Annotated in this window: 25 protein-coding genes and 1 tRNA gene; 10 read left to right on the top strand and 16 right to left on the bottom strand. The window is 55.0% G+C overall.

Features of this window, described 5'->3' with window-relative positions:
• Position 1: 1 nt before the first annotated feature.
• Genes ABSE13_RS06075 through ABSE13_RS06100 form a run of 6 tightly spaced genes read right to left on the bottom strand, consistent with a single transcriptional unit; the run spans position 2 to position 7,284 of the window.
• Entirely contained in the window at positions 2-238 is a 237-nt protein-coding gene (locus ABSE13_RS06075; RefSeq protein WP_424027612.1) for a DUF2997 domain-containing protein, read from the bottom strand.
• Positions 235-1,860 carry an Hsp70 family protein gene (locus tag ABSE13_RS06080; protein WP_424027613.1) on the bottom strand — a complete coding sequence of 542 codons (1,626 nt, stop codon included), beginning with the start codon at positions 1,858-1,860 and terminating at the stop codon, positions 235-237. Before ABSE13_RS06080 ends, ABSE13_RS06075 begins: the two co-directional genes overlap by 4 nt.
• 5 nt (positions 1,861-1,865) lie before the next feature.
• Positions 1,866-4,670 carry a WD40 repeat domain-containing protein gene (locus tag ABSE13_RS06085; protein ID WP_424027614.1) on the bottom strand — a complete coding sequence of 935 codons (2,805 nt, stop codon included), beginning with the start codon at positions 4,668-4,670 and terminating at the stop codon, positions 1,866-1,868.
• 5 nt (positions 4,671-4,675) lie between these two features.
• Positions 4,676-6,235, bottom strand: a complete 1,560-nt coding sequence (locus ABSE13_RS06090; protein ID WP_424027615.1) for an AAA family ATPase — start codon at positions 6,233-6,235, stop codon at positions 4,676-4,678.
• Positions 6,236-6,634 carry a DUF1257 domain-containing protein gene (locus ABSE13_RS06095; protein ID WP_424027616.1) on the bottom strand — a complete coding sequence of 133 codons (399 nt, stop codon included), beginning with the start codon at positions 6,632-6,634 and terminating at the stop codon, positions 6,236-6,238.
• 8 nt (positions 6,635-6,642) lie between these two features.
• Complete coding sequence (locus ABSE13_RS06100; RefSeq protein WP_424027617.1) at positions 6,643-7,284, bottom strand: 4Fe-4S single cluster domain-containing protein; 642 nt, start codon at positions 7,282-7,284, stop codon at positions 6,643-6,645.
• 287 nt (positions 7,285-7,571) lie between these two features.
• Between ABSE13_RS06100 and endA the strand changes: the two genes are divergently transcribed.
• From endA to pheT, 4 genes are read left to right on the top strand one after another with little or no spacing between them, the layout of a single operon-like run.
• Positions 7,572-8,582, top strand: coding sequence for a tRNA-intron lyase (endA, locus tag ABSE13_RS06105; protein ID WP_424027618.1), 1,011 nt, complete (start codon positions 7,572-7,574; stop codon positions 8,580-8,582).
• An 8-nt stretch (positions 8,583-8,590) separates the two neighbouring features.
• Positions 8,591-9,847: a tryptophan--tRNA ligase gene (locus tag ABSE13_RS06110; RefSeq protein ID WP_424027619.1), complete on the top strand. Its 1,257-nt coding sequence runs from the start codon at positions 8,591-8,593 to the stop codon at positions 9,845-9,847.
• A gap of 2 nt (positions 9,848-9,849) precedes the next feature.
• Positions 9,850-11,364 carry a phenylalanine--tRNA ligase subunit alpha gene (pheS, locus tag ABSE13_RS06115; protein ID WP_424027620.1) on the top strand — a complete coding sequence of 505 codons (1,515 nt, stop codon included), beginning with the start codon at positions 9,850-9,852 and terminating at the stop codon, positions 11,362-11,364.
• A gap of 1 nt (position 11,365) precedes the next feature.
• Positions 11,366-12,994 carry a phenylalanine--tRNA ligase subunit beta gene (pheT, locus tag ABSE13_RS06120; protein WP_424027621.1) on the top strand — a complete coding sequence of 543 codons (1,629 nt, stop codon included), beginning with the start codon at positions 11,366-11,368 and terminating at the stop codon, positions 12,992-12,994.
• Here the strand turns inward: pheT and hisF are convergent.
• Positions 12,963-13,769 carry an imidazole glycerol phosphate synthase subunit HisF gene (hisF, locus tag ABSE13_RS06125; protein ID WP_424027622.1) on the bottom strand — a complete coding sequence of 269 codons (807 nt, stop codon included), beginning with the start codon at positions 13,767-13,769 and terminating at the stop codon, positions 12,963-12,965. The two genes, pheT and hisF, sit on opposite strands and share 32 nt — an antisense overlap.
• A 440-nt stretch (positions 13,770-14,209) precedes the next feature.
• On the opposite strand from hisF, the gene ABSE13_RS06130 reads away from it, so the two are divergent.
• Positions 14,210-15,436 carry an adenosylhomocysteinase gene (locus ABSE13_RS06130; RefSeq protein WP_424027623.1) on the top strand — a complete coding sequence of 409 codons (1,227 nt, stop codon included), beginning with the start codon at positions 14,210-14,212 and terminating at the stop codon, positions 15,434-15,436.
• A gap of 49 nt (positions 15,437-15,485) precedes the next feature.
• On the opposite strand, the gene ABSE13_RS06135 is transcribed toward ABSE13_RS06130, so the two are convergent.
• Positions 15,486-16,334: a DNA-3-methyladenine glycosylase family protein gene (locus ABSE13_RS06135; protein ID WP_424027624.1), complete on the bottom strand. Its 849-nt coding sequence runs from the start codon at positions 16,332-16,334 to the stop codon at positions 15,486-15,488.
• A gap of 165 nt (positions 16,335-16,499) precedes the next feature.
• Here ABSE13_RS06135 and ABSE13_RS06140 point away from each other — a divergent pair, with 165 nt between their 5' ends.
• Both ABSE13_RS06140 and ABSE13_RS06145 read left to right on the top strand, forming a co-directional pair.
• A complete protein-coding gene (locus tag ABSE13_RS06140; RefSeq protein ID WP_424027625.1) occupies positions 16,500-16,829 on the top strand; it encodes a hypothetical protein in 330 nt (109 codons plus the stop codon).
• A gap of 35 nt (positions 16,830-16,864) precedes the next feature.
• Positions 16,865-17,353, top strand: a complete 489-nt coding sequence (locus ABSE13_RS06145; protein ID WP_424027626.1) for a hypothetical protein — start codon at positions 16,865-16,867, stop codon at positions 17,351-17,353.
• Between the two features lie 52 nt (positions 17,354-17,405).
• On the opposite strand, the gene nifB is transcribed toward ABSE13_RS06145, so the two are convergent.
• Positions 17,406-18,299, bottom strand: coding sequence for a nitrogenase cofactor biosynthesis protein NifB (nifB, locus tag ABSE13_RS06150; RefSeq protein ID WP_424027627.1), 894 nt, complete (start codon positions 18,297-18,299; stop codon positions 17,406-17,408).
• A gap of 181 nt (positions 18,300-18,480) precedes the next feature.
• Between nifB and ABSE13_RS06155 the strand changes: the two genes are divergently transcribed.
• Complete coding sequence (locus ABSE13_RS06155) at positions 18,481-19,050, top strand: FKBP-type peptidyl-prolyl cis-trans isomerase (protein WP_424027628.1); 570 nt, start codon at positions 18,481-18,483, stop codon at positions 19,048-19,050.
• 85 nt (positions 19,051-19,135) lie between these two features.
• Here ABSE13_RS06155 and ABSE13_RS06160 read toward each other — a convergent pair.
• The 7 genes from ABSE13_RS06160 to ABSE13_RS06190 all read right to left on the bottom strand — a co-directional run bounded on the left by ABSE13_RS06160 (position 19,136) and on the right by ABSE13_RS06190 (position 24,326).
• Positions 19,136-19,209 (bottom strand) — tRNA-Val (locus ABSE13_RS06160).
• 158 nt (positions 19,210-19,367) lie between these two features.
• Positions 19,368-19,883 carry an META domain-containing protein gene (locus ABSE13_RS06165; RefSeq protein WP_424027629.1) on the bottom strand — a complete coding sequence of 172 codons (516 nt, stop codon included), beginning with the start codon at positions 19,881-19,883 and terminating at the stop codon, positions 19,368-19,370.
• Positions 19,884-20,057: 174 nt separating this feature from the next.
• A complete protein-coding gene (gene porB, locus ABSE13_RS06170; protein WP_424027630.1) occupies positions 20,058-20,954 on the bottom strand; it encodes a pyruvate synthase subunit PorB in 897 nt (298 codons plus the stop codon).
• 2 nt (positions 20,955-20,956) lie between these two features.
• The gene (porA, locus tag ABSE13_RS06175; protein WP_424027631.1) at positions 20,957-22,111 is read right to left on the bottom strand and encodes a pyruvate synthase subunit PorA; all 1,155 of its coding nucleotides are present in this window, start codon (positions 22,109-22,111) and stop codon (positions 20,957-20,959) included.
• Entirely contained in the window at positions 22,112-22,372 is a 261-nt protein-coding gene (locus ABSE13_RS06180) for a 4Fe-4S binding protein (RefSeq protein WP_424027632.1), read from the bottom strand.
• The gene (locus ABSE13_RS06185) at positions 22,372-22,914 is read right to left on the bottom strand and encodes a pyruvate ferredoxin oxidoreductase subunit gamma (RefSeq protein ID WP_424027633.1); all 543 of its coding nucleotides are present in this window, start codon (positions 22,912-22,914) and stop codon (positions 22,372-22,374) included. The genes ABSE13_RS06180 and ABSE13_RS06185 overlap by 1 nt, the downstream gene beginning before the upstream one ends.
• A 284-nt stretch (positions 22,915-23,198) precedes the next feature.
• Complete coding sequence (locus ABSE13_RS06190; protein WP_424027634.1) at positions 23,199-24,326, bottom strand: hypothetical protein; 1,128 nt, start codon at positions 24,324-24,326, stop codon at positions 23,199-23,201.
• A gap of 188 nt (positions 24,327-24,514) precedes the next feature.
• On the opposite strand from ABSE13_RS06190, the gene ABSE13_RS06195 reads away from it, so the two are divergent.
• Together ABSE13_RS06195 and ABSE13_RS06200 are read left to right on the top strand one after the other, a co-directional pair.
• Positions 24,515-24,829: a hypothetical protein gene (locus ABSE13_RS06195; RefSeq protein ID WP_424027635.1), complete on the top strand. Its 315-nt coding sequence runs from the start codon at positions 24,515-24,517 to the stop codon at positions 24,827-24,829.
• A 54-nt stretch (positions 24,830-24,883) separates the two neighbouring features.
• Entirely contained in the window at positions 24,884-25,648 is a 765-nt protein-coding gene (locus ABSE13_RS06200) for an HD domain-containing protein (RefSeq protein ID WP_424027636.1), read from the top strand.
• The last annotated feature ends 110 nt before the right edge of the window (positions 25,649-25,758 follow it).

Here is a 25,758-nt window from a genome sequence, read left to right on the forward strand (position 1 = left end):
TTCAGGTTCTCCGGATGTACTCGTGCTCCTGCGTGGAGACCGGCTGCTCGTAATACGCGGGCAGGAACTCCCGGTTCTCCACCTCTCCCGCAGCATTCTCCAGGTTCTTCGTCATTTCCAGGCAGCCGGCACCGTGCGCCCCGGTCACTTTTACCTGTATCCGTCCTTCGTTGTCTATCGTGATTTCCAGTTCCTGCATCTCCATGGTCAGTTCACTCCTCACTCCTTTGTCATTCACATCAGCGTATGTAACGCCTCATCCTTTTTCAGCAGCCTGCCCGTGGCAAGATCGCGTACCGTGACGCAGAGGCATCTTTCTGCATCGATGGTAAACGTCAGTTCGAAACGGGGCTCCCCTTTCACTGCCGGCGGCGATGCCGCCAGGTAGACCGGGATTCCCCCGTTCACCGGCACCGGCCTGCCCCGGGCACCGGAATCCGGTGACGGTCCTGCAAGCCGGATGCCTCCTGCTTTATCGGCAACCAGCTCGAGCGCTGATATGCCGTCTCCCTGCGGTGCAGGCATCTCGTACAGGGGAATACCCAGCTGGGCCTGCCCGTCATAGGCTGCGCAGATGGTGACCCGGGCCACCTGCCCGGCGCTCGGGAACCGGGCCCCGCCGTGCACAAGGAAGCGGTACCGGTGTTCCCGGGCTGCAGGGTCCCAGTACCGGAGCGCATAATCGCGCCGGATCCGGCCCGGATCCTGTGCTGATGGTGCAGAGAGAGCGGCCCCGCGTGCTGCTGCATCGAGGGGATGGTCGCAATGGACCGGCAGTGCAGCAAACCGTTTCCTGGCAGCAGCCTGCACAGCAGGGAGTGCGCACCCGTTGCCGGTGAGGAGGACTGCCCTGAGCGCCTGGTCATCAAAGCCGCGGGATCGTGCCCGGGCAAAGGCGCGATCGATTGTCCGATCAAGGGACGTAAAGAATCCGTTCGCGTCAAGGATAAGGGCAAGGTCTTCCCGTGAGAATTCCGGCACGGGGGCGTTTGAGTATCCTGCATCGGGACGATCCGCGGGAACCGTGACCGGGTGGGTCAGCTGCGACCGGATATCCCGTGCGGCCAGGAGGAGTGCGGGTGGAATCGGCACCCCCCGGCTGCCTGCACTGCTCCATCCCCTGCGGTCCCGCACCATCAGGTCGCGGGCGATCCAGCTGTCGATCGCCCCGCACCCTGTCGGCTCTGTGGCCCTTCCCCGCACAACCATTGCCGGGGACGCTCCCCCGTCAGATGGATCCGCCGCAACGACTACCGATGCATCGAGCTCCAGTTCATCGCAGCGGAGGATGAGGAAGCCATCCCCGGGTGACGGAACCATTCCGTATCCGGTAACAACCGCCCGGGATTCATCGATTGCCTGCCAGGAAGGAGCACCTGCGGCCCCGGCAATGCGCCCGAGCCACTGGATATACTGCTCCGGTGCACCGTCAGGGATTGTGAAGACGATGCCGGCGCTCCTGCCGGTCTCCCGGACGGCCCGGGCCAGGACCTCCCGGAGAAACACTTCACCTGCATCCTGGTACCGCATCCCCCTGCTCCCCCCGTCCGGCATCCGTACCGGACTGTTCTCCAGCACATATTTCCGCATCCACCGGCCCGTGCACAGGGAAGATGCAGGATCGCCGCAGTCGGCTGACACCCCGAGGATCCGCTCCCCGGTTTCCGTGAACCGGATGCAGACCGGAATACCTGGCGACCGGCAGTCCGGTTCCCCGAAGGGGATATTCTCCGACCAGCCGGGAAACACCAACGGGCTGCACCGGCCGTCATCGCAGCCCGATGAAATGACGAGGGTATCGTTGCCAAAATCCACGCCAAGGCGGGAGGGCAGATCCTTGTGCGTGCCGGTTGTGTCCATTGCCATCACCCCGCGATCTGGATATCGAATGGTCCTGCCTCGTGGGCCGGGGAGCAGATCCCGATCTCCCCGCGGAACCTGCCCGCGAGCATCCGGTAGAGGAATGTCCACTGCGATCTCATTGCTGCACCGTCCCCTGTGGTTTCCTCATACACCCATGGCAGTTCATCGAGGGTTGCATGCGAGAGGCTCTTTGTCCAGGGGAGACGGGTGACCCGGACCATCCCGTCCATCCCGCTCGTTGCTATGTAATCTCCTCCCGGTATGACGGCAATACCGCTTATGGCCGCAGTGTGGACCGGGAGGATACGGATGAGCCTGCGCTCCGGCAGGGAGCTGAATGCAAGGGACCCATTCTCATAGCCGGCAATGCACAGCTCACCATCCGGCGAACATACAAGGGCAGTGATCTTGCCGGGAACTACCGGGATGGTGCCCTCCGGTTTTCCGTCCGGCAGCCGGTACAGCTGGATCATCCCTTCGGCACTCCCGGCAGCAAAAAGCGATCCGTCCGGCAGGATTGTGCAGGCACTCACTTCGGTTTTTGCCTCCTGGATCACTGCAGAGGATCTCCCTGCCGACGGGTTCCAGATGCGGATGGACGCGTCGTTGCTGCCGGTAACTACCTGTGATCCGTCGGGCGTTATGGTACAGCAGGTCACGATGCTGGAATGTCCCTTTCCCGTGCCGGCCGGGTGCAGGTCCGGCACCCGCCAGTACCTCACCAGACCGTCCCACCCTCCGGATACCAGCAGGGAACCATCCGGTGTGAATGCAAGCGAACGCAGGGTTGTACCAAGCCGCTCCCGGCCCGCCACCAGGCTTCCGGTTAAAAGGTTCCAGAGCCTGATCGTGGCGTCGTTCCCTGCACAGGCCAGGTACTTCCCGTCTTGACTGACCGCGATGGCCTTTGCTGACGGTGTGTACAGATCGATCGAGCGGAGCAGGGTTCCCCCGTCCCGGGAATACAGCCGTGCGATCCCGTCCGCAGTCGCCGCGATAAGTACGGTCCCATCCGGTGTCATGCCAAAGGCAGTCACCGCGCCGGCCTGTCGCTGGAGGGTCCGGCGGATCTCACCGGAGGGGAGGTCCCGGAGCGTGACCGTCCCGTCCCAGGAAGACGTTGCAAGGAGGGAGCTGTCCGGGGAGATGGCACACGCCGATACCGGCCGGGTATGGCCCCGGAACTCCCGGATCAGCCGTGCATCCTGCGATGCAAAGATCCTGATCGTCCCGTCATCGCATCCTGCTATGAAGCGGGTGCCGTCCGGGGTAATTGCACAACTACCGGGACGCCGGTTATAGAACGGGATGCTGGCACAGGGAGTTGGTTCGGTCCATCGCCAGAGCTGGAGAATGTTGCCGGCATCCCAGACCAGGGTCAGGCACCCTGCCGTGTTGATTGCATAATCCGAAGGGGCACCGGAAAACCCGGTGCAGGTCAGCACCCGTTCACCGGTAACCACATTCCAGACAGCAGGTTGTACATGTCCGGACAGTACAAACAGGAGGGATCCGTCATTGCTGAAGGCAAGGGTAAGGACACGGTCTCTGCTACCGGAAAAAAATCTCTGGTTTGCATGGGTTCTCCGGTCCCAGTACCTGATAGTTCCGTCCCCGTGGCCGGAGGCAATGGACCTCCCGTCCTCTGCAGCTGCAAGGGCGGTGACTGGCGATGGGTACCCCGCAAACTCTTCTACTACCTGTCCCGTGCGATAGTTCACAAGGGATACGATTCCTCCCCTATCCCCAGCCAGCAGGTCTTCCCCACCCGGGGAAAGAAGTATTTTTGTTATGCGATGGAGAGGATCATCGTATGACCAGCGCACGGTGCTGTCCGGGATATGCCGGCACCGGAGTATTCCCTCGTCACTGAGGGAAACGAGACTGCCCGTATCCGGCAAGAGGATCAGGTTTCCCACAAGACCCCCTCCTTCGGACCAGCGGGAAACAAGCCTGCCCGACGCAAGCTGCCAGACCGAGATCGTCCCGTCAGAATGAGAACCCGCGAGCAGCGAGCCATCCTGAGAGAAAACCAGCTTCAGGCACTGGCTGTCCGGGCACGCAAGAGTGAGGCTGGCCGGGTTTTGCGGGAGGGGGTAGTCCCATGCCTCGGGAAGGGCTGTTACCAGATCGTTGAAGAGATGCCGATCCACCGCCCGGGGCTGCCATTCTCCGGCATGCAGGGCATGGAGGGATCGTACTGCAAGGGATGGGGGAGCAGAGAAGAGCAGCGGCCAGAGGACATCCCGGTCACGTTCTTCTATGAGTCCGGTGATTACCGTCTCCCATTCAGTTCCCGACCATGCGGCAGGATCTCCGGCCGCAGGATCTCCCAGGAGGGCATGGGCAAAGATCGCAACCATCCCGTTTGCGTCTGCTGCCATCAGGATACGTTTACGGGTGGGCAGGTCTGCCTGACGGTACCCCTCAGAGAGAAGCGGGTGACGGGACCCGCTGTCGATGGCCGCGAGGCAGTCTTTCTGCCCGGTTGCCGCATAAAACAGTGCCCGTGCCGGGAGAGATGACGGCGCATATTCCTGGTGTACGGCAATCTCCACGAGCCGGGGATGCAGGTCTCCTGTATCAATTACCCATCTGCAGAAAATGTCAACCGTTTCCTGTGAGGTGAGTGCACTCAGGGCAGACTTGGCGGTTTCCTGTATCACTCCGTCATTAGAATCCACCAGTATACGGCAGAGTTCCCGGACGGCAGCGGGCCCCCCGTCCCGGGCTGCACCTGCAATCTTTTTCGCACTGCGCCGGGCCAGCAGCGGGCCTATGAACGGGACGGGGACAGGGAGCTGCATCTCTCTCACGGGAGCCGGGGAGCAAAAGCTTCCAGTGCAATCGCTCTTCCTTCAGGCGGGACAGAAACCGGTGGGCGGGACGCGGACTGGGCCCTCCCCTCGGCAAGCCATGCCCGGAGCGCGGTGACCGTTTCCCGCTGGGAGATCGAGAGGGGGACCTGCGTCCTCATGCAGAGAAGGATGTCATCTGTTGTTACTTTGCGCATGTTCTCGTTGAAGGCACGGTACATCGCATCGATGATGGTCTGCTCGATCTCTGCTCCCACGTATCCTTCGCTCTCCGTTGCAAGCAGGCCGAGATCAAACTCTGCGGTTATGCACCGGCGTTTCCTGAGGTGCACGGAGAAGATCTCCCTGCGTTCCTCGCATGTCGGGAGATCGAGGAAGAAGATCTCATCGAACCGTCCTTTCCGGAGCAGTTCCGGCGGGAGTGCCGCAATGTTATTGGCCGTGGCCACGACAAAGCAGGGGGCGGTCTTGTCCTGCATCCAGGTGAGGAGGTGGGCAAAGACCCGCTGGCTCGTTCCCGCGTCCCCGCTGCCAAAGGCAAATGCCTTCTCGATCTCGTCCACCCAGAGGATACAGGGGGAGATCGCCTCAGCAAGGGCAAGCGCCCTCCGCGTCCTCTCCTCGGATTCCCCGACGAGGCTGCCAAAGAGGGCGCCCACGTCCAGCCTGAGCAGGGGCAGGTGCCAGAGATCGGCGATCATCTTTGCCGTCAGGCTCTTTCCCGTTCCCGGGATCCCGATCAGGGCAATCCCTTTCGGGGCAGGAAGGCCGTACTCCCGTGCGTCCTGCGTGAATGCCCGCTCGCGCAGGCGCAGCCAGTCCTTGAGGACAAGGAGGCCCCCGACATTCTCCGGGGCCTCGGTGTAGCTGTAGAACTCGAGGGCGTCGGAGGAACTGAGGATATCTTTCTTGTCTGCGATGATTGCATCGATATCGTTGTCGCCGATAGTACCGCCCGTGACGATCACCTTGGAGAAGGCCCGGCGTGCCTGGTTGAGGGTCATGCCGAGGGCTGCCTGGATCAGTTTCTCCCGTCCTCCCTGCGAGAGGGTGCTCGTGATGCCGCTCGTTGAGAGCAGCAGATCGAGATCTGCCGAGAGTTCGGCCGCGCCGGGCGGCGGGAAATGGATGGTCACCGCCTCGTCCCGGATCTCGTCCGGAACCCGGTGGGAGGGTGTCACGATTACGATCGTGCGCCGGTTGTACCGGAACTGCTGCGAGAAGTTTCGTATCCTGCGCTTGACCTGCGGTGTATTCCAGTACTCGTGGAAGTCCTTGAGAATGATCACGGCGTTTTCGTCGGTCTTCCCCACGTCCTCGAGTGCCGCAAGCGGATCGCGGGACTGGGCAAGGAAACTCCTGCTGCCGGCGATCACGGCAAAGCCGTCCACACTGTCCCATGCAATGCACTGGCGGGGGGGATCCCATGTCTCGCAGACTTCCCGGATCCGGGAGACGACCCGCTCCTCCTCCGGGGTGATCACAACGATCAGGGTCACCCGGGCCCGGAGCGAGATGTTGAGCCTCCGGGCAAAATCCGGTTCCTGCTGAGCCATCTATTGCCACCTCCTGACAACGATCCGCAGCGTCCCGTCTTTCTCCTCGACCTGTGAGACCACGTCAAACCCGTCGGCCCTGGCCTGTTCGAGCACCATCTTTTTTGCATAGGCCTTCTGGATTATTCCTGACTGTACATCCAGTTCCTCTGCCATTGTATCCCGGGTCCTGCTGCCGGCGCCCCAAAGGTCTGCCACCATATCGTAGCTGCCATCGGGATTTTTCACAAAACCGATACCGTATCCCCCTGACTTGCGGGCAGCGATCTCCACATCGTGCTGCCCGTGATATCCTTTGACCGTGGTATCCGTCTCCACGCTATACCCGAGGCCCTGCAGGCACTCTACCAGGGCCTGGCGGTGGCGGAATTTTGTCCTGATACGGCTGAAATGCGACATGTATTGTCTCACGCTTCCCTGCACCGGCATGCGAGCTGCTCCACGAGCGGCTTTTCCGGAAAACCGCTGGTCGTGATGCTGCCATCCGTCCCGATCGTAAATTCCACCCTGCCGCCATGCCCCTCCTGACCCCCGGACACCGGAGCAATCCTTCCGCTTATGGGGATGACCTGCTGGTTCGATGACCCCCGGTACATCCCTGTGCACGCCAGGCTGTCGATGTAGGGTCCTGCAATGAGGAGGTCGGTTATGGCCAGGAGGTGGACCCAGGATGGGCGGCGACCTCTCAGGAGCTGATCGTGGGTGAACCCCGTGTAGGTCACAAGCGTGAGACCTGCTTCTTTGATCCGATCGCCAAGCTGGGCAAGGGGACCTGCCTGTGCGAATGGTTCGCCACCGGAGAAGGTGACCCCGTCAATATCCGGTAATGCTGTTATACGGGACGCGAGCTCGTCGACAGCAATAATGTTCGCGGGAGAAAAGGGCCAGTATGCTTCGTTGAAGCAACCCCTGCACCGGATCGGGCAACCCTGCACCCAGACGACCGCCCGGCTGCCGGGACCGTTGACCTCAGACCGCGGGAGAAAACCCGCGAGGTTGAGTTGGTCCTTTTGTCGGCATCCGTGGTCGCTGAAACGATGCACCATCATTTTTCCGCCGCTTGTATTGGCCTTCCAAAATGATTCCGGTGTTGGGTGATCGATGTACCTAGTGTATTACCCAAATATCCCGGAATGAAGTCATTCTCGGGGACGTGCAATTAAGCATACTTATGAGATACAATCTGACTATACAGATTCGATTCGACCCCTCTTAATGCCATTGTCCGGAATTATTGTGATACATAAGGATTTCGCTGAGGGGAAGCCAGTCGCGCAAAAACCCGCGCCTCATTCTCCCGCGCTCTTATAACCCTCCGGGCACAATAGATCAGGCAGTGAAGGCAGCATTTGACGGCACGATAATCCGCGTGGGAAAGGACGGGCGCCAGCTCTACGAGCAGAGCGGGTACGGCCGGCCGGAAGCGGACGGTCTCCGGCTTTCCCCGCAGGAAGCACTCTATCTCCTCCACCGCCAGAAGATCGAGGTGGACGGGTACAATTTCGATACGCTCTTTGCCGAGTTTGCCGACCAGCGTAATTTCATGCGGAGTTTTCTCGTGTACCGCGACCTGCGGGAACGGGGTTACGTGGTCCAGACCGGACCGCATGATTTCCGGGTCTTCCGCAGGGGTGAGAAACCCGGGACCGGCGAGTCGCTGTACCTCGTGCGTGTGCTTTCAGAGCGGGACCCGATCCATTTCGGGAAACTGATCGAGGAGGTTGTTGCCTCCCGGAACATGCGCAAACAATATGTCCTTGCAGTAGTGGATGACGAAGAGGAGCTCACCTACTACGAGATCAAGCTCCAGAAGCTGGCGGATGCCTGCAATGAGGTCCCGTTAATCTCCAGCCACGATGCGATGCTGACCGGTAAGTCCGCAATGGTACGGGTACCGGCCAATTCGGATCTCGAACACGGCGGATACGGGAAACGGCTCGATCCTGAACGACTGCTGCTTTCCCCGGTCGAACTCCTCTATCTCATGAGCCGGAAGCATATTGTGCTGATGAAAGGGAACGAAGCGGTAAGCCCTGAGGCTTTCCTTGCGCTGGCGAGCGAGACTGACCGGGAGCTTAACGGCAAGCACGCGGTCTACACCGAGCTCCGGGATCATAAGTTCACCCCGAGGACCGGCTACAAGTTCGGGCATCATTTCCGGGTCTACTGTGGCATCTCGGTTCACTCGGATCTTCTTGTCCATGCCGTTGAGAAGGAAGCGACACTGCCCATGAGCCTCATCTCCCGCTCCGTGCGGATGGCACACAGTGTCAAAAAGAAGATGTTGTTTGGCGCCGTACATACATCCGGAATCCAGTTCGTGGAATTCGCACGGATCAAGCTGTGAGCTAAATCATGCAGGAACCGCAGATCAACCCCTGGTCAAGCACGCCGTCCCTTGATATCGGGAAAACCTTTGCCGAATTCGGGATCGACCCGATAGCCCCGGTCATCCCGGAACTTCCGGAAGTCCCGTACTTCATGCGGCGGGGTATCGTGGTCGGCCACCGCGATTACGGCCAGATCGCCCACGCAATAAAGAACAAATCACCGTTCCACATCCTCACCGGGTTCATGCCAAGCGGCCACCCGCATCTCGGCCACCTTATGGTCATGAAGGAAGTGGTCTGGCATGTGCAGCAGGGCGGCAACGGCTATATCACGATCGCCGACCGGGAAGCCCACGCGGTCCGCGGCCTCTCGTGGGAGAAGTGCAATGAGTACGGGAAGGAATACCTGTCCTGCTTGTATGCACTCGGGTTTGAAGGGCAGACCTACTTCCAGAGCAGGAACGACCGGCTCAAGGATCTCGCTTTCGAAGCAGCGACCAAGGTGAACTTTTCGGAGCTCTCGGCGATCTACGGGTTCGGTCCCGACACCGACCTGGCCCATGCGGACAGTGTGATCATGCAGGTCGCGGATATCCTCTACCCGCAGATCGACCGGGAACCGGCGCCGACGGTTGTTCCGGTCGGGGTTGACCAGGATCCGCACATCCGGCTCACCCGCGGGGTTGCCCACAAGATGCGGATGTTCACGGTTGAAGAGCGCGACGGGTACATCAGCGTCAGGTCCAAGAATGCACCTGATGCCGCACTTGATGCGGTCAAGAAAGCGTTCCCGCACGCGAAGAAATACGAGGGCCATGTTGATATCAGGGATGGCGGATGCGCCGATATAAAGACGAAGGTGCGTGAGATCGAGCGGGCACAAGGGGGCTATGCATTCTTCACCCCCTCGTCCACGTACCATATCTTCATGCCCGGGCTGACCGGTGGCAAGATGTCGAGCAGCATCCCGGAGAGCATCATCTCGTTCTACGAGCCCGAAGCAGTGGTGCGCAAGAAGGTAATGAGCGGGATCACCGGTGGCAGGATGACCCTTGAAGAGCAGAAACGGCTTGGCGGTGAGCCGGACAAGTGCTCTCTCTATCTCCTCAACCTCTTCCACATGGTTACTGACGATACAGAGCTTGCGGAGATCCGGCGGAAGTGCACGGCCGGGGAGATCACCTGCGGCCAGTGCAAGAAGGATACGGCGGAGCGGGTAGTCGCATTCCTGAAAGACTTCCGCGAGAAGATGGATGCAGCAGCAGACAAAATCACGGTGTGACGATGGCAGAACTGACCCAGAACGAGAAACGGTTGCTTGCAGTGCTCGGGAAAGAAGAGAAGGCCGATGCCCCGCATCTTGCAGACCTGCTGGACACAACGCAGGAAGCGGTGGTGCAATGGGCACACCTGGCCGGGGACAAGGGGCTTGCCACGGTTGAACGGATCGTATCGAAGGAGTTTGTGTACACAGACGAGGGGAAGACGTACCTGAAGGACGGGCTTCCCGAAACGCAGCTTCTGCGTTTTATCCACCCGGGAACGCAGCTGGCCGACCTCCAGAAGCATGATGCGTTTAAGATTGGTTTTGGCCAGCTGCGAAAGAAAGGGCTCGTGAAAGTAAATGGAGCCTTGGTAGAAAAAGTTCTATCCATTACTAAAGAAGGCACTTTACGGATAGAAAAACCGGATCTCAAACTCGGAGAGGATAACGAGACATCTGGATCATCCATCAAAGCGGATGAATTTGCCCTCAGAAACCCGTCAGCAAATAACTCGAAGACAAAGGATCTGATCAAACGCGGAATCCTGCAGGAGTCCGAGACCGTCCGGTACGTCATCGCCATCACGCCCGAAGGGTTTGCGCTCGCAAAGAAAGGCCTCGACCTCCGTGAAGAGACAGGCACTCTCACCCGCGAGCAGATCCTCTCCGGGTCATGGAAGACGGCAAACCTCCGGAAATACGATGTCTCGAAACTCCCGAAGAAGGCGTACCCCGGCAAGATCCACCCCTACCAGCGGATCATTGCCGAGATGCGGGAGATCCTTCTCGAAATGGGATTCGAGGAACTCTATGGCGGCATAGTCCAGCAGTCGTTCTGGAACTTCGATGCCCTTTTCCAGCCGCAGGACCACCCGGCCCGCGAGATGCAGGACACCTTCTACCTCCGGGAGACCCTTCCGCTTCCGCCGGGGTACGAGAAGGTGAAGGCGATGCATATCTCCGGCGGCGATACGTCTTCGACCGGCTGGGGCGGCGCTTGGAAGGAGGAGAAGGCCGAGCAGTGCGTGCTCCGCACCCACACGACGAGCGTATCCATCCAGCACCTGGCCCGGAACCCGAACCCGCCCGTCAAGGCCTTCTGCATTGGCAGGGTCTATCGGCGGGAGACCATCGACACAACGCACCTTGCCGAGTTCGAGCAGCTCGAAGGGATCGTAATGGATGAAGGTGTCACGTTCGGGAACCTGCTCGGGATCCTCCGCGAGTTCTACCACCGGATGGGATTCGAGGGCGTGCGGTTCAAGCCTTCCTACTATCCCTATACCGAGCCCAGCCTTGATGCCGAAGTGTACGTCGAGGGCATCGGCTGGATCGAGATGGGCGGCGCCGGCGTCTTCCGCGAGGAAGTCACTGCCCCGCTCGGGATAAATTACCCGGTCCTGGCATGGGGGCTCGGCGTGAGCCGGATCGCGATGCTCCGCCTCGGTCTCAAGGACCTCCGCTACCTGCATAAGAGCGACGTGGCGTTCCTCCGCGAAACCCCTTCACTGCGCCAGAACAAGGGAGGTATCTGACATGGCAGTCATCACTCTCCCTTACAAGTACCTCGAACGCCTCACCCGCACCGACAAAAAAACGATCCTCGACAAGGTCGCCCTCATCGGTTCGGATGTAGAGCGGATCGAAGAGGATCACGCCGATGTGGAATTCTTCCCGGACCGACCCGACCTCTTCAGTCCGGAAGGGGTAGCCCGGGCAATGCGGGGCTATCTCGGGATCGAGACAGGCCTGCCGACGTACCCGGTAAAACCGTCCGGTATAAAGTTCACCATCGATCCCCAGCTTGCAACCATCCGCCCCGTGCTCGGCGCAGCAGTCATCCGCGGGGTCTCGTTCGATGACGAGTCGATCCAGAGCATCATGTCCCTGCAGGAGTCGCTCCACTGGGCGGTCGGCAGGGGCAGGAGCAAGGTTGCGATCGGTATCCACGATATGGATACGGTCAAACCCCCGTTCCACTACATTGCCTCCCGTCCGAGCCGGGGCTTCATCCCGCTCGATTTCACGGAGAAGATGACGATGACGGAGATCCTCGAGAAGCACCCAAAGGGACGGGACTACGCGAAGATTGTGAAGGATTTCCCGCTCTACCCGCTGATCGTGGACGATGACGACCACGTTCTCTCCTTCCCGCCGATCATTAACGGCGAGCGGACCCGGGTGACGATAGATACCAAAAACATCCTCCTCGATACGACCGGCACCGACAAGCGGGCGGTCGGCGTGGCCGTCAACATTATCTGCACGGCAATGGCCGAAGCGGGCGCGACGATCGAGAGCGTTGAGATCGCCGGCGTGCAGACCCCGACGCTTGCCCCAGCGGAACGGACCGTGAGTGTGGCGGAATGCTCAAAACTGCTTGGTTTCGACCTGACCGCGGCGACGATGGCCGAGCTCCTCCGGAAGATGCGTTTTGGTGCAGAACCGTCGGGTTCAGACAAGGTGAAGATCCAGGTACCCTGCTATCGGGCCGATATCATGCACGACTGGGATCTATTCGAAGACGTGGCGATTGCCTATGGCTACGACAAGATCCAGGACCTGCCGCCGAAAACTTTCACGGTGGGAAAACCCCACCCGGTGCAGGTCAACGCGGCCCTTGCCCGAGAGGCCTTCTGCGGCCTCGGGTACCTTGAGGTGATGCCGTTCACGCTGACGAGCGAAGATGTGCTCTATACGAAGATGCAGCGGCCGGAACACCCTGGCGTTCTCCATGTCATGCACCCGATCAGCATCGAGAACACGGTGGTCAGGACCGAGCTCCTCCCCCTGCTCCTCGAATTTCTGGCCCTGAACCGGCACCGCGAGCTGCCGCAGCGTCTCTTTACGGTCGGGGACGTAGTGGATTCCTGCCACACCTACCAGCAGGCATCGGGAGTCAGCACCCACCCGGATGCCGACTTCTCGGAGGCTTACGCATCGGCCGATGCGGTGCTGCACGAGATGTCTATTGATTATATAGTGAAAGAATCGGCTGACCCGGCGTTCATCGAAGGCCGGCGGGGCGATATCATCGTGGCCGGAAAAACGATTGGGGTCTTTGGCGAGATCCATCCCGCCGTGCTGACCGCGTTTGAACTGGAGCACTCCGTGGCAGCGTTCGAGTTCGATCTCAGAGCCGTACCGGGATATCCCGTGCTCTGAGATACTCTTTTACATCCCTGACGGTGAACTCCCCATAGTGGAAGACGCTTGCAGCGAGGCATGCATCCGCTTTTCCTTTTGTGAATCCCTCGTAGAAATGTGAGAGAGTGCCTACACCACCGCTTGCGATCACGGGAATCCCGGCAGCGTCAGAGATCGCAGAGGTAATGGCGATGTCGAACCCGTTCTTGGTCCCGTCGGTCTCCATGCTGGTGAGGAGGATCTCGCCCGCACCACGTTCCTCCGCATCCTTCGCCCAGGCAACTGCATCGATGCCGGTCGGCTTGCTCCCTCCGTAGATGACCACCTCGTACCAGCATGTCCGCCCGTCTTCGAGGAGGACAGGGATGGCCTTCCCGTTCGGGTTGAAATTACGCCGCACGTCCATCGCGACCACGATACACTGTGTACCGAAAGCCTCCGCCCCTTTCGTGATCAGGGTGGGATCGTGGACAGCGCTCGTGTTGAGGCTCACCTTGTCGGCGCCGGCCCGGAGGATCTGCTGGATGTCCTCGAGAGATTTGAGTCCCCCACCCACAGTCAGCGGCAGGAAGAGCTGGTCGGCCGCCCGTTGGATCAGCTCGACGATGATGCCCCGTTTCTCCTTGGATGCCGTGATATCGAGGAACACCACTTCATCGGCACCCTGCTCGTTGTACCGCCCGGCAAGTTCCACCGGGTCGCCGGCATCCCGGAGCCCGAGGAAGTTGGTCCCCTTCACCACCCTGCCGTCCTTGAGATCCAGGCAGGGGATGATCCGTCTCGTCAGTACCATTCATACAACCTGTGCAGGCAAGACACATCTATATTTCTACAGATCCTGTTCGTCGGGGAAAATCGAGAAAAATTTGGCTCAAAAGAAAATATAGATCTTCAATAAACTGGAGAATAAATATGGAGAATAAATAGCGATGGAGGGGACCGTGCCTGTCTCCCCGGACCGCTCCTGCGCTTTGCGATGCTTGAGGGAATTACCTGTTCTGGAGTTATCTCTATTTGGAGATACCCCAGCGGCGGGGGCGGAGGCAGGAATTGCCAAAGCCCCCAAGAGCGTTAAAAGATGTGCTGATGATTTTTAGGGAAGAAAAATCTCTCTAGTTATACCCAAAAATTTCGCTGGTTCCTGCAAGTTTTTATGTAACTTGCGGTGCGTACTGATAGGGTAGATACTACCGGGACGGGACCTCCTGCAGGTACCGCCCACGAGGATGTTTCATGAGTACCGGAAAACTGAAGATCGAGTGGGCCGCGCAGTATATGCCGGTCCTTGCCGCCATAAAAAAACAGTTTGCAAAGGAGAAGCCCTTTGACGGGATAACGATCGGCATGGCGCTCCATGTCGAGGCAAAGACTGCAAACCTCGTTTCCACCCTTGCCGCAGGAGGGGCGGTGGTGCACATCACCGGGTGCAACCCGCTCTCCACGCAGGACGATGTGGCAGAGGCGCTGAACCATGTGAAAAATGTCCACTGCTATGCAAAGCGGGCCTGTACGGTCGAGGAATATTACGACGCCATCAACAAGGTCCTCGATGCAAAACCCGTCATCACTATCGATGACGGGATGGACCTCATTCATTATATCCACACTAAGAGGCGCGATCTTCTGAAGAAAGTTATCGGCGGCTGCGAGGAGACCACCACCGGTATCCACCGGCTCCGGGCAATGGAGGCCGAGGGAAAGCTTGAATTTCCGGTGGTTGCAGTCAACGACACCCCCATGAAGCATTTCTTTGACAATGTTCATGGAACCGGGGAGAGCGTACTCTCTTCGATCATGATTACGACAAACACCCTGATCGCCGGGAAGTACGTAGTAGTTGCCGGCTACGGCTACTGCGGCAGGGGTCTTGCACGAAAGGCGCATGGCCTTGGTGCCAAGGTGGTCGTCACCGAGATCGATCCGCGCAGGGCGCTCGAAGCGCACATGGACGGGTTCATGGTCATGACTATGGAGCAGGCAGCCGCAATCGGGGACATCTTTATAACGACAACAGGCAACACGAGCATTATTGCCGAAAAGCACTTTAAAAAACTCAAAGAGGGTGCGATCCTCTCCAACGCCGGCCACTTTAACGTGGAGATCGATATTGAATGGCTCCAGAAGCATGCCGACAAGACTGTCAAGCGGGACGGCATCGACACGTATATGCTCAAGGGCAAGGCAGTCCACGTCCTTGCCGAGGGGCGGCTCGTTAACCTTGCCACCCCCAAGGGCATGGGTCACCCGATCGAAGTGATGGACTTAAGCTTCGCCCTCCAAGCGCTCTGTACGCAGTACATTGCAAAGAACGGAAAGAAACTCAAGGCCGGCGTCCATGAAGTGCCAAACGAAATCGATGAAGACGTGGCAAACCTCAAGCTCTCCTCGCTCGGGCTCTCCATCGATAAACTCAGTAAAGAGCAGCAGAAATACAGCTGCAGCTGGGATATCGGAACATAATTTTCATACCGGCACCTATCCAGCAGCAATATCAGCTATAAATCTTTTTTTAGTCTTCGCGTGCCCCATACAGGTATTCCTGTGCATAGCCGCAGTATTCCCCAAAATGCATTCTGGCGAAACGGCGGATCACATCGTACTCCCGGCCGGTCAGCGGTGAACCTGTACTGAGTTCCGGGAGGTACTGCCGCTGTATGATCCGGCGGATCCAGACATCCACCGGAAACGCCTCGTATTTCTGGAATCCAAAGAGAAGTATGCAGTCCGCCGCCTTGGGGCCGACTCCGGCACAGTGCATCAGCTCACGCCTGGCTTCATCGTACGGCAGTGCGGAAACCGCTGCCTCCCAGGATTCCAGGTCATCGATCCGGCAGGCAGTCTTGAACACATACGGGGAGCGGTACCCGAGCTTGCAGGTGTCCAGTGCGTTGCTGCCTTTGCAGGAGAGGGCGGAAGGATCAGGAAACGAATACCAGGTCCCGTCATCGGTCTCTATCGCATCCCCGAATTGCTCTGAAAGATGCGCGATCCGCTTCCGGATGGCCGGAATATTCGAGTTCGTGGAGCAGATGTACGAGACCAGGCATTCCCATTTCGGCTGCCTGATCAGGCGGAGCCCTTTGCAGGACCTGATCGCGGTATGGATGAAGGGGTCGCGGTCGATAGATGCGATGACCGGCCCAAGATCCATATCGAGCGAAAAGTATTCCCGGATGAATTTTTCAGAAGCGCCCTCGAACGTCAGTTTTCGGCCGTTCTGGCGTATATGGATCACGGAATTTCCAACAACGCCGGTCCATGTACCGTCAGCAGCGCGGTCCCACCGGAATACCTGGCCGCACTGGAGTGTCTGTTCGAGCGAGAACGGCTGGCCGCGTGGGATGGAAAGGACTGGCATGAAAATTCTCCCTGACTTTGTGTGTACTCAATTAAATTTCCCTGATCTTTAATACCCCGGTACATGCAATCCATGGGTTCCTGCCGGAGATCGCTTAAACGGCCGACCCGTTACTTTCGCATCGGAACGAATAGCATTTTAATATATAAATCAATAGTTCTTGTTATGGAATTAACAGAAACCCTCAGGACATTCATAGAAGAAGGCCAGGACTGGGAACGCAAGCACACCTCGGTGAAGGGTGTCTCAATCATCCGCCTGCCGGCCACCAAGAACCGGCCGGCCTCCCTTGCGATTGATATCAATCCCCTGGGTTCCAACGGCCTCCCGATGAAGAAGAAAGGCATCATGATCATGAATGCTGCCGAGATCGCCGCATTCAGGGCCGCCTTCAACAACGAGAAAGTTGACAGTCTCATTGCCGCGCTTGAAGATGTGCTCCCCGATCGCAAGGCAGCAGGTAAATCGGTAAAATCCGACGTGCTCCAGATTTAATAAAAGCCTGCGACACTGGTACCCTGCAAGGTGTGATGTATATAAGGAAATGGATTATCGTATTCATTGCTTTCCTCCTGGTAGCGGCAGTAACAGCCGGGTGCCTCGGGGTCAGGACTCCTCCGGTAGCTAAGCCTACCCCCCCCTTGATTATGCTTGATTACCACCGGTTTGGTGGGATCGCCGGTCTGGATGACCGCCTGGTCATCTTTGATAATGGTGCCGCAGTTTTTTCGAGCCGGACTATTAACCGGGAACTCTTCCTGAACCAGACGGACCTCGATCGGATCACCGCGCTCTTCTCTGAAGCACAGTATTCCCTGCTCGAGGAGAACTACACCTCACGGCGCGATGGAGCTGATTTCATTCACTACACGATCACCTATCATGGAAAAACCGTGAATACCGAAGACTCGGCCGTGCCTCCTTCACTCCAGCTTATCCTTGACGAGATGGACCATATGATCAGTGAGGAGTCAAAGACCGGATCCTCGAACCAGCCGTTTGCGTCCCTGACGCCATAAGTATACCCTTCTTTTTAAAAACGGGAATGTTGGCCCGCACTACAAAAAACAGTTACTTGTTCTCGTACATGCACGACTGGACATCGTGGCCGAGTTTGCCGATTGCATCAGCACGGCAGCGCTGGCAGTGCCGCATCTGCTTGACATATTTCCCGCACTCATCCTGCATCTTCCGCTTCATTTCCGGTGTCGGCGGGGTGATATTGGCGAACTTATACTGGGAGATGAGCGGGATCAGGTTGAACGTATAAACGCCCATTTCCCCGACTTTCTTTGCGATTGCAGGGATATGGTCCTCATTGATGCCCGGGATATAGACCGTGTTGATCTTCACGATCATGTTCCTCTTCACTGCTTCTTCGATCCCTTTCATCTGCTGGGAGAGGAGCAGTTTTGCCGCTTCGAGTCCTTCGTAGCGCTTCCCCTTGTAATTCACGAACTGGTAGATCTTTGCACCGATCTCCGGGTCTATCGCATTGAGCGTCACGGTGATATTGCCGACATCGTATTTCTGCAGGAGGTCGATCTTGTCGGGAAGCAGGAGGCCGTTGGTGCTGATGCACTTGATCACGTTCGGATATTGCTCATGCAGGCGCCTGAGGGTCTCAAATGTCTCCTCGTTTGCAAGCGGATCCCCGGGCCCGGCAATTCCCACGACCTTAATGTAGTTGTACTTCTCCACGACTTTCTTGACCATCTCCATGGATTCATCGGGGTTCAGCACCCTTGTCGTGACCCCGGGCCTGCTCTCATTGACGCAGTCGAAGTCCCGGATGCAGTAATTGCACTGGATGTTGCATTTGGGAGCGACCGGTATATGGCACCTGCCGAAATTGTGGCATGCTTTTTCGGAAAAACAGGGATGCTCCTGAATCTTGCGCATCTGCGCAGGATCCCACTGGACTTTTTTCCCTTGGACGTCTGCGATTCTGACTTCATCAGACATGGTGAACACCACTACATTCGTTCTGGAGGTATAAATACCGTGCAATTGTGGTAGTACTTCCCGTGTCAGTTTCCTCATGTGTGACAAAAAACTGGTACTGGTTTTGTATTCCTTCGTGGTGTCAGATGAGCGGAAAAGAGAAGTATATAATGGTCATAAGTTCTTGATACTGGAGTATCACATGAAGAAATCAGAGAAGGAGAAAGGGAAGACTGCAGTTGCTGCCCGCAATAAAAAAATGAAACAGTATGCGATGGTTGCAGCAGTCGTGCTGGTTGTCATTGCGGGAATTCTGTTTTATTTTTTCAACCCGTTTTTTGCAAAAACCGGGGACACCGTTGCGATCTATTATACCGGGACTCTCGATAACGGTACCGTCATAGACTCCAACCTGAATTTAACACCCTTTGTATTTACCATCGGGCAGACGGAGACCATTCCCTACGGCCTTCCGGATGCCGTGATCGGTATGCAGCAGAATGAGACAAAATCGGTGATCCTGCCCCCGGAAAAGGCTTTTGGCGCCTACCAGCCCTCGCTTGTCCAGACGGTAAACCTGTCTTCACTGCCATCGAATACAACATTTGTTGTGGGACAGGATTACCAGATAACACGGAAGTCCGATAATGCGGTCGCACATGTGAGGATCATCAATATTACCCCAACAACGGTCACATGGGACGGGAATTCTGACCTTGCAGGTCAGAACCTGACCCTGAAGATCACGCTCGTGCAGGTTGTGAGAAAATAACCTTTTTCGGTATGAATGTACCAGGAATTTTTTATCCGTGGTGAATTAACCAGGTGCTTTTCGCACCCGTTTTTGTTAAAAATGATGGGCCCGGCCGGATTCGAACCGGCGACCTCCGCCGTGTAAGGGCGACGTCATAACCGACTAGACCACGAGCCCGGTAACTTACTAATGTCGACCTTGGGATTATTAACATTGTTGATTATTCTGCCCGGATCCCGGCAGAAAACCCGGGAGAAAAAAGAGCCTGATATGAGAGCACCCTAAAAAGAAGATCCCTTGTTTTTCATGTGAGGGATAATCTTTTGTCTCTGTCGTTATGAGGGATCAAACTGCAGGATTTTCTTGCCGGTCTGGTCGAACATCAGCAGCTGGTTGTTCGTTATTGAGTAATCCTGTGCCCAGCTAAGATCTGTGTCATAGGCAGATTCCTGTTTCATCACACCGATGGGGCTCTGGCAGACCTGTGACGGGACATCGGGTCTCTGCATCCAGATCTTCGGGTCAGTGCCGAGGTGGTAAACCGTGCTGTACTGGTTGCACCCACTGGACCCGCTCACTTTCCCATCTGCCCCGAAAGTGGCAGTGATGGTACTGCCTTCGGCTACTTTTGACCAGACTCCGTTATTGTTATCAAACCATCCGAGTGTCCATGTGGTTCCGGTGATGGCTGGAGCAGCGGCGGCAGAGACCTGTACCGTTGTCAGGGCCGGCTGCTGGGGTGCAGCTGTTGCAACGGGAGTTGCGGTGGACTGGGGGGCCTGGCTTGTGCAGCCGCCGAACAGGACCGCGAGGAGGAGAAGGCTTGTACAAAATGCGAGAGGATATTTCATAGGTACTCCGGAATTCGTTTTTTTAAATAAATATGCCGATTTAAATCGGGAATAATCGGTTACTCGTGAAATATAATCTTTTCAGGACAGATATGATGTATGCCGGAAACGTGAATTGCGACCCTCTCTGAATCTGGAAATGTATCGGGATAAAAAATGGGACTGTATATTCGTTTACTCTTTCTTGAGTTTGATATCTATCCCGTATTTCTCCGCGTTTCGGTCTGCTATTGCCTGTATAATGGCAATTTCCTCATCCTGCTGTTTTGGCTTGAACAGGTGACGGAAACGCTTCTGGGTTTTGAGGTATTCGGTAACCGGTTTCCGGACAACCTTCTTTGCCCGGGTAACCTTCCCGTCGACCATCTCGAAGTTTACCCAGAGGCCGGTCTCGATGGCAAGTTTCGCAATGGCGATCGTCTGTTCGCCTTCGAAGCCCCAACCGGTGCAGCACGGTGCATGGACCTGCACATAGCAGGGTCCTGGTGTGTTGATCGCTTTCTCGACTTTCTGCATGAGGTCGGCAGGATACGCAATCGATGCGGTTGCCACGTAAGGGGCCCCGTGCGCTGCAAGGATCGCCGGCATATCCTTTTTTGGGCGTTTGTTGCCAAATGAGTGGGAACCTGCCGGGCTCGTGGTGGTGCTGGCATCGTAGGGAGTTGCGCCTGAGCGCTGGATGCCGGTGTTCATATAGGCCTCGTTGTCATAGCAGATATAGGTGAAGTCGTGCCCGCGTTCAAAGGCGCCGCTGATGCAGATCATACCGATATCAAACGTAGCGCCATCACCGGCCATAATGACGATCTTCTCTTTCCGGCCCTGTTTTTTCAGCGCAGCCTCGATACCGGATGCTACCGCAGCGGCGTTCTCGAAGAGCGAGTGGATCCACGGGACTTTCCATGCGGTTTCGGGATACGGTGTGGAGAAGACTTCCATGCATCCTGTTGACGAGACGACAATGGTCTCTGTCCCTGCCGCTTTTGTTACCAGCCGCGCGGCCAGTGCCGCACCGCATCCGCCACAGGCCCGGTGGCCCGAGTCGAACAGTTCGCAGGTCTTGCATGCCATGATCAGAGCACCTCCCTGCGCAGGCCGTAAAACTGATCGCCCTGCCCCTTCTCGACCAGCGAGATGATCTCCCTGATATCCCTCTTTCTCACGTCGCGGCCCCCAAGCCCGAGGACATACCCCTTGACGGGGATTGTGGATCCATAGAGCGCGTCCTTCACTTCGAGAACCGTCGCTCCTTTTGCGCCAAGGGAGATGTTCTTGTCCAGTACGGCAACGCGTTTTGCTCCCTTGAGGAACTTTGCTACTTCTTCTGTCGGGAACGGGCGGAAGAGGCGGATCTTCAGCAGGCCGACTTTCTTTCCTTCGGCGCGCATCTCATCGATTGCATCCTTGATCGTACCGCAGAGGGATCCCATCGCTACGATGACGGTCTCTGCATCCTCGAGAGAGTATCCTTCGACTGGTGCATTGTAATCCCTGCCAAAGAGCGATTTGAACTCCTTTCCGGCTTGTGCGATTATGTCTTTTGCGCCCTTGAGGGCCTTGTCAGTCTCGTACCGGAATTCGAGATAATATTCCGGTGTTGCGTACATCCCGAAACTGACCGGATCTTTTGCATCGAGCCGTTCCGGCGGCGCAAACTTCGGGAGGTACTTATCTACATCCTCCTGCGAGAGCATGTCGACCGGTTCATACGTGTGCGAGAGGATGAACCCGTCGAAGCACACGAACGAGGGGAGGAGAACCGCGGGATCTTCTGAAACACGGTATGCGATGTAGTGGAGGTCGGTTGCCTCCTGGTTATCCTCCGCATAAAACTGGAGCCAGCCTGAATCCCGGAGCGAGATGGAGTCCTGCTGATCGTTCCAGATCGAGAGTGGTGCACCCATGGCCCGGTTCGCGATGGACATGACGATGGGCAGCCGCATGCCGGCTGCATTGAAACAGACCTCAAACATCAGGGCAAGACCCTGTGAAGTCGTGGCCGAGTAGGTGCGCGAGCCTGCCGCGCTGGCGCCGACGCAGGCTGAGAGTGCCGATAATTCGTTTTCCACGGTGATATATTCGGCATCAAGCGTACCGTTTGCAACAAAATCCGCCAATGCCTCAACGATATGGGTCTGGGGGGTAATCGGGTATGCGGAGACCACCTGCGGGCGGCAGAGCCTGACCGCTTCCGCCACCGCATGTGACCCCTCGGTAATCTCCAACATTTACTTCTCCTCCTGTTTCATGGTGATCGCCTCTTTCGGGCATTCCGCGGCGCAGATCCCGCAGCCTTTGCAGTAGGTATAGTCCGGGTCGAAGAACCCTTCCGCTTCCTCGTGTACGCATCCTTCCGGACAGAGGGTCTGGCACATGCCGCACTTCGAACATTTCTCGCGATCGAAGAGGGGCTTGAATACGCGCCATGAACCTGTTTTGTTATCCCCGGCTTTTCCCGGCCGGGCCCGACAGCCAACAGCGAGTGCCATTATGCAGCCCCTTTGACGGTGTTGAATGCCTGGCGCGCTGCTTCTATGTTCTTGGCCGCAAGCTCCGCGGGGAACCGGTGCCTGAGTGCATTCTCGAGCGCAGAGAACTGGATCTCTCCGGTGGCTGCTGCAAACGCACCCATAAGAGATGTATTAGTGATAGGCAGCCCGATCGCTTTGAGGGCAATTGATGTTGCGTCAATTGTGATGAGTTTCACACCCTCAGGCACTTTATAATCCGGCTTTTTTTCGGTGTTGACGATCACGATGCCGCCGGGTTTGACCCCCATGAACACATTGACGTCCTTGATCAGCGTGCTGTCCTGGACGATGATGTAATCAGGTTCATAAACCTGGCTCCGGAGCCGGATCTTTTTGTCATTGAACCGGACAAATGCCTGCACCGGGGCCCCGCGCCGCTCGACACCGAATGCCGGGAATGCCTGGGAAAAGACGCCGCCTTCAAACGCGGCGACGGCAATTAGTTCGGCAGCAGTGACAGACCCCTGGCCACCCCTGCCGTGGATGCGTAGCTCTCTCAAGAAAAATCACTAATAATCTTACATGATAAATTACAAACCGATTGTGGAAATTTAATCATGACATCTCCACCCGGCGATCATATCTCCATACCCCAATTAACCAATAATGATAGGGAATTTATCACTATTAATCATGCCGATTGTTACCGAACCTCCCTCGAAACTGGCCTTCTTTTCACCAGCCGCATATATTCCACATCAGAATCGAGAACCCCTCGTAAAATCATGTAATGAGCTTCGCGGCTTTAATGAAATGATCTCATCTTATCAAATCTTGATTGATTTTAAAAAGAACTGCAAGGATAATGATTCGCTACAAGACTCATGCGATAACCTTTCGTAAGTGGATCGTTTGAAAATTGAGCTTCAATACTATTCAACAGTACATATGCCAAATTATTCTCAATACATTGCACGCATCGAGTATTGAGACGGCTTTTTAACAAATTTTTCTTTGGGCAGCAAAGATGAGGTAATTTAGAGCAAAAAAATTCATCGGCCACCAATTTTTTCATATCCACATCTACTTCGAAATATGGAAGAATTCTAACTAGGCCTCGATCAACGTCAAATTTTAATCGGAAATAAAATGCAATTATACTAAAATTTGGGGATTGGAGCATTTGCAATTTGTTATACAGAGGACTAAGATCGACATCATCAAAATAAGCTGTATAACTTTCGATTCTCTCGTCGAACGGTTTAATTGTATCTTTCTCAAAAATACAAGGAATACCAATACTGTTTCGAAAAAAATTCACAAAAATTTCAAGAGATTGAGGGTTTGTTAATTCCCTTTTAAATCTATATACATGGAAACAATGATCTCTATCCAAAGGCTCCATTCTAGTATGAGAAAGCTGTACTAGATGAGTAATTTCATTCCAGTAAGCGTCATCCGTTTCAGATCTATGAACAAATTCAAATGTGACATTTGGATAACGCGCTTTTAATTGTCCAAGATTCTTATCTTTGCATACGTATCCGCATACTAAAGAGAGATTTATATTATCGTGTTTTAAGATTTCGTCTATATCCCGAATGTCTTTTCCTTCGTCGACAGCATCAGTTAATAGATATCCTTTTTTTCGGATTCTCAAAAAAAATTTTATATCTAATATCAGTGAAAGGTCGCGTGAAATTTTCTTTACGACGGTATAAGATTCGGATCGATTGACACAATATGATGAAATTGTGTGTCTTTCTAGAATTCTATTAATAAAAGGATGATATAGGTTCAGACCCTTTCTTTCCACTATATTTACAACGCCCGATTTCTCATTCATTATTTTTGCAATAAGTAAATCATTCAATTTTGATTCAATATCGATATGGTAAGAAAAAGATCTATTTTGGAAGGCGGCGGGGAATTTATTAGAAATAGTATTTTCTGCGCCCTCATCTAATGTCATGTCTGTTAATTTCTATTTGTATAATTGATAAACATATGGAAATTAGTGGAAAACCTGATATGGTAATAGAATATAGGTACTTAGTCCCAGAAATTATCCATCTTGGATAAAAAATGAAAAACCTTATATGGTTATAAATTTCATGTCAGATTGTTCACAGAACGATGAGGGGTAGAAGGTAGAGGTGAATGGCCGAAGCAGAGGTTCCTAAAAAAAGTCCTTTGTCCACCGAGTTCATGGTAGCTTGTGAAATTGTCAAGCTTCGTGAAAGTGGTGAAAAAGTTTGGTTCAACAAACTGATTGACACAATGGACAAGAAGCCCGCAAATAAACGCTTGAGTAAAGCAACAATCGCACGGGCAATCACGGCATTGTTTGATTGGGGACTTGTAAAAGGAGAATATGGAGAAACCAGTCCAGGTCACGCAGGACGCTTGCTTCTAATTAGTAATGAAGCAGAAACTTTAGTATTTGATCTATACACCAAATATTGGAAAGATTAAATTCGAATCTCCTTTCTTTTAAAATTTATAAACATTCTGTGGGTGATTTTGTAAATGTGTCCAATGGTTCCCCATTACAAACATATTGCGCCTCTTCGTCTAGATTTAATTAATCAAATGAGTTTTGTTGCCGAGAAATATTTAAGATATCTACCTCGAACGATTCCCGATTTCCCCTCTCACGGGCCGGATCATTCTATTAATATTATCGAAATTATCGATAAATTCGTTGATAATTGGGATGCGAATCTTAGCGATGATGAGATTTTTTTATTATATGTAAGTGCTTGGTTTCATGATATAGGATGTTTGATAAATCGCGATAATCATCAGAATCATTCTGTCACAATATTGAATCGAAATTCTATTGTTCAAGACCTATTAGGCAAAGAGATGTATACTTGCTTGAAATCAATTGTAAAATATCATTCATCAGATGAAGACCTTAAGGAAGTTCCTTTAAAATGGGGTCGTATAGACCTACAAAAAGTATGTGCAATTTTTAGAATGCTTGATGCTTGTGAAATTACGGAGATAAAATGCCCCAAAGGGGTGTATGATATTATGATCACTGGGGAACATCCCATGAGCGCTAGGGCTGATCAGTTCTGGCGTGCTCATATGAATATTGAAAGTATACAATTTGAGTGTCCAAAAATCAAAATTTATGTAGAAGATTGCAATATATCCGCTCTGGTCATCGAAAGATTGGAACTGGAAATAGAAAATGACGTGGCAGATATTCTTTCAGTCAATAATGTTACTAGCCCGACTGTAGAAGTAACTTCGATAGATATGAACTATTTCGTCGAATCTTAATCGTGGCGGCTCATTGAAACAAACATTCTATTTTAGTCCCCATTTACCCAATCTGCGCGGAGGCCCACAGAAATACGCGGTGGGTGTTTTGAGCCTATATTAATTCGATA

The sequence above is a fragment of the Methanoregula sp. genome (assembly GCF_049518935.1).
GTDB lineage: Archaea > Halobacteriota > Methanomicrobia > Methanomicrobiales > Methanospirillaceae > Methanoregula.

Excerpts from the sequence above, each read along its gene's own strand:
- ABSE13_RS06080 (WP_424027613.1), bottom strand. The coding sequence starts at position 1,860 with ATGGACACAACCGGCACGCACAAGGATCTGCCCTCCCGCCTTGGCGTG.
- ABSE13_RS06085 (WP_424027614.1), bottom strand. The coding sequence starts at position 4,670 with ATGCAGCTCCCTGTCCCCGTCCCGTTCATAGGCCCGCTGCTGGCCCGG.
- ABSE13_RS06090 (WP_424027615.1), bottom strand. The coding sequence starts at position 6,235 with ATGGCTCAGCAGGAACCGGATTTTGCCCGGAGGCTCAACATCTCGCTC.
- ABSE13_RS06095 (WP_424027616.1), bottom strand. The coding sequence starts at position 6,634 with ATGTCGCATTTCAGCCGTATCAGGACAAAATTCCGCCACCGCCAGGCC.
- ABSE13_RS06100 (WP_424027617.1), bottom strand. The coding sequence starts at position 7,284 with ATGATGGTGCATCGTTTCAGCGACCACGGATGCCGACAAAAGGACCAA.
- ABSE13_RS06110 (WP_424027619.1), top strand. The coding sequence starts at position 8,591 with ATGCAGGAACCGCAGATCAACCCCTGGTCAAGCACGCCGTCCCTTGAT.
- pheS (WP_424027620.1), top strand. The coding sequence starts at position 9,850 with ATGGCAGAACTGACCCAGAACGAGAAACGGTTGCTTGCAGTGCTCGGG.
- pheT (WP_424027621.1), top strand. The coding sequence starts at position 11,366 with ATGGCAGTCATCACTCTCCCTTACAAGTACCTCGAACGCCTCACCCGC.
- hisF (WP_424027622.1), bottom strand. The coding sequence starts at position 13,769 with ATGGTACTGACGAGACGGATCATCCCCTGCCTGGATCTCAAGGACGGC.
- ABSE13_RS06130 (WP_424027623.1), top strand. The coding sequence starts at position 14,210 with ATGAGTACCGGAAAACTGAAGATCGAGTGGGCCGCGCAGTATATGCCG.
- ABSE13_RS06135 (WP_424027624.1), bottom strand. The coding sequence starts at position 16,334 with ATGCCAGTCCTTTCCATCCCACGCGGCCAGCCGTTCTCGCTCGAACAG.
- ABSE13_RS06140 (WP_424027625.1), top strand. The coding sequence starts at position 16,500 with ATGGAATTAACAGAAACCCTCAGGACATTCATAGAAGAAGGCCAGGAC.
- ABSE13_RS06145 (WP_424027626.1), top strand. The coding sequence starts at position 16,865 with ATGTATATAAGGAAATGGATTATCGTATTCATTGCTTTCCTCCTGGTA.
- nifB (WP_424027627.1), bottom strand. The coding sequence starts at position 18,299 with ATGTCTGATGAAGTCAGAATCGCAGACGTCCAAGGGAAAAAAGTCCAG.
- ABSE13_RS06155 (WP_424027628.1), top strand. The coding sequence starts at position 18,481 with ATGAAGAAATCAGAGAAGGAGAAAGGGAAGACTGCAGTTGCTGCCCGC.
- ABSE13_RS06165 (WP_424027629.1), bottom strand. The coding sequence starts at position 19,883 with ATGAAATATCCTCTCGCATTTTGTACAAGCCTTCTCCTCCTCGCGGTC.
- porB (WP_424027630.1), bottom strand. The coding sequence starts at position 20,954 with ATGGCATGCAAGACCTGCGAACTGTTCGACTCGGGCCACCGGGCCTGT.
- porA (WP_424027631.1), bottom strand. The coding sequence starts at position 22,111 with ATGTTGGAGATTACCGAGGGGTCACATGCGGTGGCGGAAGCGGTCAGG.
- ABSE13_RS06180 (WP_424027632.1), bottom strand. The coding sequence starts at position 22,372 with ATGGCACTCGCTGTTGGCTGTCGGGCCCGGCCGGGAAAAGCCGGGGAT.
- ABSE13_RS06190 (WP_424027634.1), bottom strand. The coding sequence starts at position 24,326 with ATGACATTAGATGAGGGCGCAGAAAATACTATTTCTAATAAATTCCCC.
- ABSE13_RS06195 (WP_424027635.1), top strand. The coding sequence starts at position 24,515 with ATGGCCGAAGCAGAGGTTCCTAAAAAAAGTCCTTTGTCCACCGAGTTC.
- ABSE13_RS06200 (WP_424027636.1), top strand. The coding sequence starts at position 24,884 with ATGTGTCCAATGGTTCCCCATTACAAACATATTGCGCCTCTTCGTCTA.